At 73.3% G+C, this 11,578-nt stretch carries 11 protein-coding genes; 4 read left to right on the top strand and 7 right to left on the bottom strand.

Features of this window, described 5'->3' with window-relative positions:
• Nucleotides 1-144 precede the first annotated feature (144 nt).
• From ACFVFS_RS39545 to ACFVFS_RS39530, 4 genes are all read right to left on the bottom strand, one after another.
• A complete protein-coding gene (locus ACFVFS_RS39545) occupies nucleotides 145-3,429 on the bottom strand; it encodes a discoidin domain-containing protein (protein WP_380629867.1) in 3,285 nt (1,094 codons plus the stop codon).
• Nucleotides 3,430-3,757: 328 nt separating this feature from the next.
• A complete protein-coding gene (locus tag ACFVFS_RS39540; protein ID WP_380629866.1) occupies nucleotides 3,758-4,387 on the bottom strand; it encodes a hypothetical protein in 630 nt (209 codons plus the stop codon).
• Nucleotides 4,366-4,707 (bottom strand): hypothetical protein, encoded by a 342-nt coding sequence (locus ACFVFS_RS39535; protein ID WP_380629865.1) that lies wholly within the window; start codon nucleotides 4,705-4,707, stop codon nucleotides 4,366-4,368. The genes ACFVFS_RS39540 and ACFVFS_RS39535 overlap by 22 nt, the downstream gene beginning before the upstream one ends.
• A 56-nt stretch (nucleotides 4,708-4,763) precedes the next feature.
• Nucleotides 4,764-5,036, bottom strand: coding sequence for a hypothetical protein (locus tag ACFVFS_RS39530; protein ID WP_380629864.1), 273 nt, complete (start codon nucleotides 5,034-5,036; stop codon nucleotides 4,764-4,766).
• Between the two features lie 179 nt (nucleotides 5,037-5,215).
• Between ACFVFS_RS39530 and ACFVFS_RS39525 the strand changes: the two genes are divergently transcribed.
• Complete coding sequence (locus ACFVFS_RS39525; protein WP_380629863.1) at nucleotides 5,216-5,656, top strand: hypothetical protein; 441 nt, start codon at nucleotides 5,216-5,218, stop codon at nucleotides 5,654-5,656.
• Between the two features lie 220 nt (nucleotides 5,657-5,876).
• Here ACFVFS_RS39525 and ACFVFS_RS39520 read toward each other — a convergent pair whose 3' ends face one another.
• Nucleotides 5,877-7,250 (bottom strand): erythromycin esterase family protein, encoded by a 1,374-nt coding sequence (locus ACFVFS_RS39520; RefSeq protein ID WP_380629862.1) that lies wholly within the window; start codon nucleotides 7,248-7,250, stop codon nucleotides 5,877-5,879.
• 472 nt (nucleotides 7,251-7,722) lie between these two features.
• Here ACFVFS_RS39520 and ACFVFS_RS39515 point away from each other — a divergent pair, with 472 nt between their 5' ends.
• The 3 genes from ACFVFS_RS39515 to ACFVFS_RS39505 all read left to right on the top strand — a co-directional run bounded on the left by ACFVFS_RS39515 (nucleotide 7,723) and on the right by ACFVFS_RS39505 (nucleotide 9,820).
• Entirely contained in the window at nucleotides 7,723-8,247 is a 525-nt protein-coding gene (locus ACFVFS_RS39515) for a DUF6766 family protein (protein ID WP_380629861.1), read from the top strand.
• Nucleotides 8,248-8,525: 278 nt separating this feature from the next.
• Nucleotides 8,526-8,807 (top strand): hypothetical protein, encoded by a 282-nt coding sequence (locus ACFVFS_RS39510; protein WP_380629860.1) that lies wholly within the window; start codon nucleotides 8,526-8,528, stop codon nucleotides 8,805-8,807.
• Nucleotides 8,808-9,244: 437 nt separating this feature from the next.
• On the top strand, nucleotides 9,245-9,820 hold the full coding sequence (locus ACFVFS_RS39505; protein WP_380629859.1) for an RICIN domain-containing protein: 576 nt from the start codon (nucleotides 9,245-9,247) through the stop codon (nucleotides 9,818-9,820).
• Nucleotides 9,821-9,927: 107 nt separating this feature from the next.
• On the opposite strand, the gene ACFVFS_RS39500 is transcribed toward ACFVFS_RS39505, so the two are convergent.
• Both ACFVFS_RS39500 and ACFVFS_RS39495 read right to left on the bottom strand, forming a co-directional pair.
• Complete coding sequence (locus ACFVFS_RS39500; RefSeq protein WP_380629858.1) at nucleotides 9,928-11,175, bottom strand: serine hydrolase domain-containing protein; 1,248 nt, start codon at nucleotides 11,173-11,175, stop codon at nucleotides 9,928-9,930.
• 218 nt (nucleotides 11,176-11,393) lie between these two features.
• Nucleotides 11,394-11,578, bottom strand: a 185-nt coding sequence (locus ACFVFS_RS39495) for a cytochrome P450 (RefSeq protein WP_380629857.1), incomplete at its 5' end; no start/stop codon positions are given.

The raw sequence follows: 11,578 nt of genomic DNA, 5'->3' as shown, positions 1-11,578 counted from the left end.
GCCCACTCGGCCGCGCCCCCCCCGCCCCCCCCCACCCGCCGGCCGGCGGGGGGGCCCGGCGCGGGGGGCCGCGGGGCCCCCCCCCCCCGCGGGGGCGCCCCCCGCCCGGGGGGCGGCGCCCTCCCCGCGCGGGTCCGCCGGGGCTCAGCCCGCGGCGATCTCGCCGAACTGCAGGTAGTGCTCGCCGAACTGGTCGGCGCTCAGCTTCGTCGCGGCGACGCGCACGTACCGCGCGCCGGTCGGCGCGAAGGTGAACTCCTCGCCCGCGGCGCCCGGCCGGGTCTGGCCGGTGCGGGAGGCCACCGTTGTCCAGGCGGACTTGTCCGCGGAGACCTGCACGGTGTAGTCGACCGGGAAGCCCAGCCCCGTGTTCGCGCCGTCGGTGCGCGGGGTCAGGCGCACCCGGCTGAGCACATTGGTGCTCTGGAGGTCGACCGTGATCCACTCGTTGGCCGCCGGGCCGGACGACTTGGCGCTGCTCCAGCCCATCGAGTACCCGAGCGCGGAGTTCACCACCCCGTCGGTCGCCCCGGCCCGGCCCCAGCTGTCGGCCTCCACACTGCTGGAGGACTCCACCGCCCGGTTCACCGCCAGGTTGCCGCCGGCGGTCTCGATCTCGGCCAGCTGCAGGTGGTAGTTGCCGTGCGGGTCGGTGCGCAGCTTGGTGGCGGCGACCCTGACGTAGCGCACGTCCGCCGGCGGGAACGCGAAGGACTGGGCGGAGGCGTCCGGCCGCGGGTAGCCGGTGCGGTCGGCGACGGTGGTCCAGGCGGTGCCGTCGGCCGAGACCTGGACGGTGAAGTCGACCGGGAAGCCCGCCCCGGTGTCGGCGCCGTCGGCGCGCGGGTAGAGGTCGACCCGCCCGGTGCGCCGGACGGCGCCGAGGTCCACCGACACCCACTCGGCGTGGTCGGCGGAGGAGCTGCCGGCGCTGCTCCAGCCGGTGGGGCCGTCCGTGCGGCCGCGGCGCCCGTCGGTGGCGGCGGCCAGGGACCAGCCGTCCGCCTCGTAGCTGCTGGAGGCGGTGACGGCGGCGTTCTCGGCGGCGTCGGTGCCGGGGTTGAGCCGCACGTTGTCGAAGCGGGCGCTGGCGTGGCCGGTGGCGAGTCCGATGCCGCCGACGGGGTAGCCCGTGTCGGTGAGGGTGATCAGGAGCGTGGTCCCGGCGAAGACGCGCAGGGTGTCGCCGCGGGCGTCTACCCGCAGGGCCACCGTCTGCCCCGGGGTGTAGCCGGGCACGGGGGCGGCGGCCAGGGTGGTGCCGCTGCGGTGGACGAAGACCTCGCCGTTGTTGCGCAGGGCCACCAGGTAGCCGGTGTGCGCGTCGGTGGGGTTCTGGCTGCGGATCGTCAGCCCGGCCCAGTCGGTGTCGCCGCCGTCGGCGGCGTCGGTGCCGGTGATCCGCACGTCGACGGAGGCCGCGACGTCGCGGTAGGCGCGGCCGGCGATGCCGGAGACCGTGTCCCAGCCGCTGCGGACGTCGCTCTGGACGTAGCCGCCGTCGGCGGTGACCGACCAGCTGCCGACCGTGTGGCGCCACCGGCTGTCGTTGCCGGCGGAGAAGTCGTCGGCGAACGGGAAGGCCGCGTCGGGGCCGCCGGAGGAGAGCGCGTCCAGGATCTGCCGGTGGCGCTGGTCGGTGTCGGCGCCGGAGGTGGAGAACTCGGTGGTGTTGGTGATCAGCGAGCCGATCAGGGCGCGCGCGAGCACCGGCTTGGCGGCGGCGAGCTGGTTCAGCAGCTCGAAGTCCTGGATGCCGGCGAGCAGGGCCTCGCTGCGGACGCTGTTGTAGAGCTCGTACTTGTCGTTGTTCGGCCCCCGGTTGGGGCGGACCAGGAAGCGGTCGCCGTCCTGCCAGTCGTTGAAGGTGTCGACGCGGCTGAAGGTGCTGTCCGGGTTGGTCCAGTGGTTCCAGCCCCAGTGGAGGAAGCCGTTGCCGCCGAGGGCCGCGACCATCCAGGGCGTCAGGCGCGACTCGGACAGCGGGTAGCTGATGAACCGGTTGAGGTGGTGGTCCACGGGGCCGTTGCAGTAGTACAGCCAGAGGTCCTTCCCGGAGAGCCGGAGGTTCTGGTAGTACGCGGCGTTGGGGTCGTAGTTGAGGCCGTCGGCCTGCGGGGTCACGGTGCCCAGGGCGGCGTCGATGGCGGGGGCGAGGCCGTTGTGGGCCTCGTTCGTCAGGCCCTGCGGGAAGTGGCGGCGGTACTGCTCGTAGAACCAGGGCGCGGTCACGCTCTGGAGGGGCAGGCTGGGGCCGCTCGGCTCGTCGACGGCGCTCATGTAGAGGACGTCGCTCCAGCGCCGGCCCGGGGCGCAGGTCGGGCCCGGGTCGAGGCACTTGGTGTCGAGGTGGGCCTTGAGCGCGGCGAAGACCTTGTCGAGGTACTGCGCGGCCACGGCCCGGTCGGCCTCGGTCGTCAGCGGCAGGTGCTCGACCTTCACGCCGCCCTGGCCGTCGCTGACGAGGGCCTCCAGGCCCTTGCCGCCGTCCTCGATCAGGGTGGGGGTGTAGATGTACTGGAGCGAGCCGGCGTCCTGGAAGAGCTGGACGAAGCGGTCGAAGTCCTTCCACTGGAAGGTGTACTGGCCGTTGACCAGGGTGGTGTCGCGCACGGCGAGGGCCTGGAAGTCGGCGTAGATCACGTTGTTGCGGTGCTCGGCGTGGTTGGCCGCGAAGTTCTTCATCACGGCCCACCAGCCGTCGCTGAAGTCCTCGACGCCGTACTGGGCCCGGATGGAGGTGGAGGTCCAGTTGTAGTCCCAGCCGACCGAGGTGAACCAGTTGTTCATCCGGAAGGCGGAGCGGTTGGCCGGAGGCACGTCGACCGGGTGGACGGTCACCGAGACGGGGACGTCGACGGCGCCCTGCGTGCTCCGGACGGTGGCCTTGCCGGTGTAGGTACCGGGTGCCTGGCCGGCCGGGACGGCGACGCTGTAGTAGTACGGCTGGGTGGTGGCGGCCTTCAGGTCGTACGGCGTGTTGTCGACCAGCGCGTCGTAGTAACTGTTGCCGCCGTCCGGCGGCTCCTGGTGGCCGTCCTTGCCGTTCAGCCACCACCAGGGCAGGACCTTGCCGACGGTCGGGTGGTTGTACTCCCGGTTCACCGTGATCCGGGCGGCCGGGATGGTGGCGCCGCCGGGGCCGGCCAGGTCGCCGGGCACCACGTGGAGACCGGTCAGGTCGGTGCCGGAGCGGACGGCGATCTGGGCGGCCTGCGTCTCGTTGCGGGCCGCGGCCAGGTCGACGGCCCGGGCGGGGCGCGACGGGGCGGGGGACGAGGAGAAGACGTGGTCGTAGCCGCTCTCCACCCAGACCGACGGCGGCGCGGGCTCGGCCGCGGCCTCGACCGCGGCCGTTCCCGGGACGAGGGCTGCGACCAGCAGGCATATCAGGGACGGGACGAGTGCCCGCGCGGGTGTTCTGTTCACGATCTCGCTTTCTGGCTGCACTGCCTCTGTGTCCGCACGCCGTGAAGGCGTGGCGGGTAGAACATGAGCGCCAGTCATATCGTATGGAGGCGAACGGATGTCAACCCGAGGCTGTGGCAGTGGCGGCGGTGCGGTCACGCGGCGCCCGGACCGCCGGCGGGCCGGACCGGGGGTGGGCCGGACCGGGGGCGACGTGGTGTGCGCGACGGCGACCCGGGGCTCCGCTCGACCACAGCGGACCGGGCTCCCGGCCGAGGTGCCGAGGGCGGCCGCGGCGGCTCAGCTGTTCGGCCCGGCGCCCCCCAAGGCTCCGGTCCGCCCCTCTACATCAGCTGTCCGAGGAAGCCCGAGGAGGCGTTTCCACCAGGGGACGGGGGTGGGGACGGGGGCTCGGTGACGATCGGGACGAACCGGCTCTCGATCGGGTGTCCCACTCGACGAGAGCGACCGGGAACCAGGTGACCGGCTTGGTGTCGTCGGGGGCGTTGGCCCAGACGGCGAGGCGGTCGGCCCGCTCGCGGGAACGGAGGAGGCCGTGCTCGTCCGTGGTCACCCCGAGGTCGCGCACGGCGTCCTGGTAGAGGTCGGTGCAGAGCCGGCTGTGGAGTATTCCGGCGTCGTAGCCCAGCACCTCCCAGCCGATCTCGCGCCCGCCCGCGGCAGGCTCGGGGGCGGGGCCGGAGTCGGCCGGGCGGTCCAGGTGAGCGAGCAGCACCGGCTCGTACACCGCGGACGCGCGTGTGGCGGAGACGAGGCCGGCGGTGTGCTCGGCGGGTACCAGAAGCGCGAACAGTCGGGCTCTGGTGGGGAGTTGGATCGTCGCGCAGGCGTCCAGGGCCTCCTGCGCAGTGTCGAACCAACAGCCGTCCACCGGCAGCCGGTCGAGCAGGCAGTCGCAGGCCGTGGTCAGCCGCTCGTGCGGGATGTCCAGGCCGGTCAGCGGTTCGGGGGCCGCCACGAAGTAGCCGGCGAGCAGCGATCACCGGTGGCCGGACCGGCCGCAACGGCGGGCGGCACGGAAGTGCGGCGGGGCTGTCCCAGATCGGGCCGGGCTTCGCCCGCGCGGGACGGGCGGCGCTCGGCGAGCCAGAAGAGACAGCCCCGCAGGTACTCGTCCACCGTGTCGGCGCCGTAGAACGGCCCGGGGACGTTGCGCCAGTTGCGCTCCCGCCAGAGCCCACCGAACTGGTCCAGGCACCGGTCCTCGGCGAGCAGACGGCGGGCGGTCGGCAGCGGATCCCAGTAGACGCCTGGCGCGGCGTGGTTCCCGTCGTCCATAGCGGGAGCGCGCGCGGGAGCGGTCGCGTCGGGGGTACTGACGGCAGGAGAGCCGGTCAGGGAGTGTCGCCGGCCCAGTCCCAGCGGAGCGGGTCGGCGGCCCGCGGCTCGTAATGCGCCCGGCCGCCCGCTCCGTAGCGGCCGATCTCCGTCAGCAGCGCGGCACCGTCGGCAAGCTGCTCGGCGCTCCAGCCGGTCACATCCAGCAGCAGGCCGTCCAGGGGGCCCGCGCACAGCTCCCGGTACTCGCGGCCGGGCCGCGGGCCGCAGTCCTCGTCGTGGTCCGCCCCGTACACCCGGCCCCGCATCAGCACCTCGTCGTCGTCCATGCCCGCCAGCATCCCAACCACCACCGACACACCGGCGGCCACCGCCTGCCCGCGGGGCCCGCCCGCCGTAGAGTCCGAGGCGATGACCGCCCGGAGCGACTTCGACCGGATCGCCGACGAGCTGTACGCCCTCGCCCCCCGGCGACTTCACCGCCGCCCGCAACCAGCACGCCGACCGGTTGGAGAAGACCGACCGGCCCCTCGTCGCCGACCTCCTCGGCCTCGGGCAGGAGCCGCGCGACGCACAGGCGCAGCTCGTCGGCGACCGGCTCGGCGCGCTCGGCGAGCGGCGCAGGCAGCTGGTGCGGGAGCTGCTCAGCCAGGCCCGGCGGGATGCGGAGGACGCCGGGCACCCGCTGGGCACGAAGGCCTCTGAAGAGGTGGAACGGACGGTGGGCGCGGCGCTCGCGGATTGCGCGGGGCGTCCATACCCGTGGGAGGGGGGCCGGACGTTCTCCGCCGGTTGGGGCAGCCACGAGGCCCTCGACGTCGTCCGGTCGAGCCCGACGTCGTCGTGGAGGTGTCCGCCGACGTCGCCCGGGACAGCGCCGGCCGCTGGCGCCACCCCGTGCGCGCGCACCGTCTGCGCACCGGTTTCGGCACCGGCGACGTCCCCCTGACGGCCGAGCCCGACCCCGACACGCCGCTTGGGTGAGAACGACACGGCATCCGGCAGGCCGCCCGAAGCGGTTCACCTCGGCCGTGCCCCGCAGCGGCGTGGCGCTTGGACGGGCTGCGCGGCTCCAGGCTCCGCCGACGGGCTTGAGCCGGTCCGAGGGGCGGCGCGCACCGCTTCTCGGGCCGTGGACGCTCGGGCCCGGGCCGGGTGGTTGTCCGGTGTCAGTTGAGCATGTGGGCGGCCTGGACCTGGTGGAGGTGGATGAGGATGTCGTGGGTCTGGGTGAGGCGGATCTGGGGGGCGTCGGCGATGCCGGGGTAGGTGGCGCCGATGTTCTTGATGGTGTGGGGTTCGGCGAGCCAGGTGCGGGCTGGGGCGGGGGTGTTGCGCAGGTCGACGACGTAGTCGCGGTAGCGGACCCTGTCGAGGGTGTGTTCGGCGGTGCCGGGTGCGGCGGGGGCGGCGGCGAAGCGCTCGGGGGCGCCGTCGTGGTTGAAGGCGTTGAACGTGCCCTGGTTGAACGTCAGGCCGACGCTCAGGTAGCCGGTGCCCAGTTGCTCGCGCAGGAACTCGCCCTGGACGCGGGGGTGGCTGGCGGGGGCGTAGGTCTTGAGGGCGGCGTGGGTGTTGTGGGCGGAGATCATGATCTTGTCTCCGGTGTGCTGCTGCCACCAGGCGATGTTGTCCGCCATGACGCGGTCGCGGTAGAGCATGGCACCGGGGATGTTCTGGGGGTCGTCCCAGTCGAAGGCGTAGAGGGTGGTCATCTGGTGGATTGCGGCGGCATGCTGCACGGCCCAGGCGTGGGCGTCGGCGTCGGCGCCGGGGTGCTGCTTGAGCAGGTCCACCGCCCGGGCAGTCCGCTCGGCGAGTTCCCTGCGTTCGGCGAGCGGCTTCGCGAAGTAGTCGTTGACGTAGGCCTCGGCGCCGGTGGCGGGCCGCAGGCCCCGGTACAGCTCTCCGATCTGCGCGGCGAGTTCGGGCCCGGACGCGGCCGCCCAGGCGTTCACCCTGTCGTAGAGCTCGGGGCCGGCGAACCCGTTGTCGTCGCCGACGAAGTGCACCGGGTCGCCGGGGTGCTGGATGTTGTAGGAGCGCATCCACTGCAGCAGGTCGCGATACTCGGCGTTGTTCCACCAGCGGTAGGTGCCCTGGAACTCCTCGTCCATGATCTGCTTCAGGTCGCCCTCGCCGCGCGTGAGGTAGGCGTCGATCCGCAGTCCGCTGCTCCAGGCGGCTTCGAGGGCGAAGGTGCGGAAGCCCTTCTCCTCCACCAGGTACCGCAGCATTCGCTGCTTGAGGGTGACGAATTCGTGCGAGCTGTGGGTGGCCTCGCCCACGCCCACCACGGTGGCGTCGCCGACCATCGTGCCGAACGGGCGCAGGTCGGCCAGGCCGCCGAGGGGCTCAGTGGTGCGCAGCGGGTGCGCCACCCGGTCGAGGGCTGCCTCGGGCGAGCGGAACGCGGCGGCGTCGGCGGAGGCTGACGATGCGAGCGTTGCGGGCGGAGCGGAGGCGGAGGCGGCCGGAGCTACGGCCAGGGTGGCACCGAGCGGGACGAGCAGAGCGGTGAGCAGAAGCTTGTGCGTGATCATGAGCCCAACCCTCGCCGCTCGGGGGCACCCGCACCATCCGCTGCGCCCCCGTACCGGCCCGGGGGTTTTCCTCACCCGCCGATGGACGGGGGAACCAGGACCTCGCTCCCGGTCGTGAGCGGGCGTCAAGCAGGTCGCCCGACAGGAGTCGAGCGGCTATCGGCGACCGGTGATCCGCCCCCGTCGACTGCCATACGCCCTCACCACCACCTCGACAACCCGGCAGACTGTTTCACCGTGTTCGGGCCCCGAAATCCACGAACTCGCGCACTCCCGCCTTCGACCTCCTCGCCCAGGGCGGCACCGACACCAGGCCACCTCCCCTGACCGACCGTGCCGACCGCCTGGCGGACCTGCTCACCAGCATCCCCACCACGCCGACACACCACCGGCAGCCGACCGGATCGCCGACGAGCGGTACACCCTCACCCTCGGCGACTTCACCGCCGCCCCCAACCGACACGCCGACCGATTGAAAGAGACCGACCGGCTCCGCGCGCTCGGCGAGCGGCGCCGGCAGCTGGTGCGGAAGCTGCTCGGCCGGGCGCAGAGGATGCCGGGCCCCCGCTGGGCACGGAGGACGCAGACGAGGTGGAGCGGACGGGCCGGTACGGAGTCCGACCGGGAGCAGAAGGTCGGTGAGCACGCCGACGCCGACTCCCCCGCCTCGGCCCGCGCGAGCGGCCTGCGCCTCACCCTGTACTCGCCCTCGCTCGGCCTCGTGATGGCGCTGTTCTTCCTCGGTTCGTGGCTCGCCCAGTCGATCACCGGCGTCGCGTCGTTCAACGCCCGGCGGCTGCGCGACCTGCAGACCCCGTTCACGTGGTGGGACTACGTGCTGTCCGCGGACATCGGGAACCGCACCCTGCAGAACTGGCAGTCCGAACTCCTCGCCGTGGCCTCCATGGCGATCCTGTCCGTCTACCTGCGCCAGCGCGGATCGCCCGAGTCGAAGCCGGTCGGCGCCGCGCACGCCTCCACCGGCGTCGAAGGCTGATGCGCGCCGGCGGATCGAACAGTTCACCGCGGCCTGCCGGGACTGGATCACTGCGTGCGCCGGGCCACCGGTCGCCGCCGGCGGCGGCGCGTGCCGATCGGACGGGGCCTTCGCTGCTGCCCGGTGACACGGTGGCGGCGTGGCGGGACGCCGCCGAGGCGGTCCGGGCGGTCGGCCGACGTCTGTCCGGCGGGGTGCCGGGCCCGGCTGGACGGCGGAGGGTCTCGGATTCCGGAGGCCGCTCCCATCGGTTCCCGGGCCCGGCTATCGTGGCGGGCATGACGTACCGCGTGCAGTACACCGTCGAGGCGAAGGCGGCCATCGATACCCTGCCCGCCGAACGTCGTGACCTCCTCGAGCGCGCGCTGGGTGTTCTCGCCCGCGATCCGTACCACAAGACCGCGACGGCGCCGATCGGCCCCGACGAGCACCTGCGCAAGGCCTACGCCGCCCCCGGCGTCGTCGTGGAGTTCATGGTCGCCGACCACGTCCTGGTCGTCGTCGTCCTCCAGGTCTTCGACGAACTCCACTACCTCATCGACGAGACCGACGCCCGCTGACCGGAGTTCCCCGCACTACGATCGGGCCCGCCGTCCACGGTCCGGGGGGCTCGATCACGTTTCCGGGGATGAGAGATGGCCGGCTGCCCGCCACCTGGGCGATCTCCTTCGGTGACCACGCCGTGGTGGAGGCCGACGGCCTCTGGTACCCGTGCCACCTCATCGGGCCGGAGGTCGTGGCGACGCGGCCGTCCTTGACGGGCCTCGGTGCCCGTCCTTCGGCTGTCCTCCGCGCGCCGGCGGCGGTCAGCCGCACCTCCGGAGTCGCAACCCTCGCACGAGGCAGGCCTGCGCGGGTCGGCGACAGCCGGTCGGAGACCGGCCAAGTCGGCCGGGGGAATCGGACACTCCACCACCCCCGACCGATTTGTGTCATGGCCAAGCCATGTGAGCGGATGGTGAACTGCCGTCCAGAACCCTCACACATCGGAGGAACGATGAAGCGATTCACTCGCGTGGCGGCCGTGGCGGCGGCGGTGCTGGCGGCCGCGGCGGCCAGTTCGGTTCCCGCCCAGGCGAGCACCCCCGGCGTGCTGTACAACCTGGCCTCGGGATGGTGCGCCGACCTGCCCAACTACGGCCCCGAGTACGGCACGAACGTGTACGAGTACTGGTGCGACGGGTCGAGCAACGACAATCAGCAGTGGAGCTTCGACTACGACGGCAACACCTACTACGGCATGCCGGCCTTCACGATCCGCAACATCAAGAGCGGCCAGTGTATGGACGTGCCGAACTACGGGCCGGTGGACCCGGGCACCCAGGTCGGGATGTACACCTGTTCCCCGGGCCGCGTGGACAACCAGGAGTGGGTCTTCCAGGCGTCCTCGGACTACCCCGGCTACGGGGTGCTGATGAACGTCCAGACCCTGCTGGCCACCACGCCGACGCTGTGCCTGGACGTCGCCAACTGGGGCGGTGAGCGCAACGGCCTGCCGCTGACCGTCTACAACTGCTACGGATCCGGCTGGGCATACGGCGGCACCGACGACCACCTCTGGAAGCTGGTCTAGCCGACCGCGTCGCGGCCTCGCCCGGACCGTAGGCGGCAGCACGCCCCGTCGGAACCGGCCCCGGGCCGGGGAGCTCTCCTCGCTCCCCGGCCCGGGGCCTCGCCGGTTCAGCCCGCGGACGGTCCGGCGGCCTCCGGACCACCGCAGGTCGCCGTGTCGACGAGGGCCTGGAAGGTGCGGCCGGTGGCCTCGGACAGGTGGTACGGGTTCACCGACACGACGACCTGCCGCCGCCCGTCGGCGCTGCCCGTCACGAGCGTGCCGTAGCCGGCGATGCCGCCGGTCAGGCCCCAGAACTCGCCGCACGCGCCGGGGTGGCGGCTGAGCCCGAGGCCGTAGGTGAAGCCCTGCCCGGTGTCGACCTGCTGCTTCATCGCGTCCAACTCCGCCGGCCGCAGCAGTCGGCCGCCGAGCAGCGCCGCGTTGAAGCGGGCCAGGTCCCGGGTGGAGGAGATGCCGGCACCGGCCGGGCCGTACGCCGACGGGTTCTGCAGGGTGACGTCCGCCGGTCCGCCGGGGCGTTCGACGTAGCCGTGCGCGTGCGGCCCGGGGACGACCGTGGAGGTGTCGGGCATCGAGGTGTCGCGCAGGCCCAGCGGCCGGATGATCCGGCGCTCGACCTCCTCCGCCCAGGTGCGTCCCGTGACCCGTTCGACGATCAGGCCGAGCAGCACGTAGTTGGTGTTGGAGTACCACCAGCCGGAGCCCGGACTGCCGTACGGCGGGTGCGCCGTGGCGATCCGCACGACGTCCAGCGGCCGGTAGGTCGTCCAGCGGCCGACGGTCAGCCACCGCTCCAGGGCCTCCTCGCCGTCGGTGTCGAACCGCGGGTCGTCGGTGAAGTTGTGGATCCCGCTGGTGTGGTTGAGCAGGTGGCGCACGGTGATCGCGGCGCCGTTCGGGACGAGCCCGGGCAGGTGGCGTTCGACCGGGTCGTCGAGCCCGATCCGGAGCTCGCCCACGAGTTGGAGGACCACGGTGGCGGCGAAGGTCTTGGTGACGCTGCCGATCCGGAACCGGGCACCGTCGGGCACCGGCGTGCCGGTTGCCAGGTCCGCCACCCCCGCCGTCCCGCGCCACGCCGTGCGGCCGTCCTGCCGGACCTCCGCCACGACCGCCGAGGAGCCGCCCTCCTCGACCACGGCCCGCAGCGCCCGGCGCAGCGCGGCCGGGTCGGTGGCGGGCCGTTCCCGCCCGGCGACCGGGGCGGCGGGCGGGGCCGCCGAGGCGGTCGGTGCCAGGGGCGCCAGCAGCCCCGTGCCGGCCAGGGCGACCACGGCCGCCCGGCGCACCAGCCGGTGGCGGGCGATACTCCGGTCCGGTGCGGTCGTGGTGCTGGTCGCGGTGACGGTCATCTCGGCCCCTTTCGGCGGCGCCCGGATCCCTTCCGGCGCTGCCTCCAGCCTGCTCGCCGGCCACCCCGCCCGGCCTCCTCCCGAGGGCGGTACCGCCTCCCCCGGCAGAGCCAACTCCGCTCCGCCCGTCCGGTGGGTGAGCCGGGCCCGGTCGGCCGGCTGTCGCCAGATGGCGAGGGGCTGACGAGGGCCGTTCGACGGTTCGCCGACCGGGACCGTCAGTCGCGGGTCAGCACGGTCGTCGGCAGTCTGTCGGGGCGCGGGACCAGTGCCGCGACGGGGCGGACCCGGTGCCCGGGCACGGGGTAAAGGCGCCAGTGCGCGGCGATGTGGGCGACCGTCAGGGCCATCTCGGTCCTCGCGAAGAATTCGCCGATGCAGCGGTGGTAGCCGGCGGCGAAGG

This window comes from Kitasatospora sp. NPDC057692, from assembly GCF_042799475.1.
GTDB lineage: Bacteria > Actinomycetota > Actinomycetes > Streptomycetales > Streptomycetaceae > Kitasatospora.
This window is presented reverse-complemented; position numbering and strand designations above follow the sequence as displayed.

Excerpts from the sequence above, each read along its gene's own strand:
- ACFVFS_RS39530 (WP_380629864.1), bottom strand. The coding sequence starts at position 5,036 with ATGGACGACGACGAGGTGCTGATGCGGGGCCGGGTGTACGGGGCGGAC.
- ACFVFS_RS39500 (WP_380629858.1), bottom strand. The coding sequence starts at position 11,175 with ATGACCGTCACCGCGACCAGCACCACGACCGCACCGGACCGGAGTATC.
- ACFVFS_RS39520 (WP_380629862.1), bottom strand. The coding sequence starts at position 7,250 with ATGATCACGCACAAGCTTCTGCTCACCGCTCTGCTCGTCCCGCTCGGT.
- ACFVFS_RS39510 (WP_380629860.1), top strand. The coding sequence starts at position 8,526 with ATGACGTACCGCGTGCAGTACACCGTCGAGGCGAAGGCGGCCATCGAT.
- ACFVFS_RS39505 (WP_380629859.1), top strand. The coding sequence starts at position 9,245 with ATGAAGCGATTCACTCGCGTGGCGGCCGTGGCGGCGGCGGTGCTGGCG.
- ACFVFS_RS39535 (WP_380629865.1), bottom strand. The coding sequence starts at position 4,707 with ATGGACGACGGGAACCACGCCGCGCCAGGCGTCTACTGGGATCCGCTG.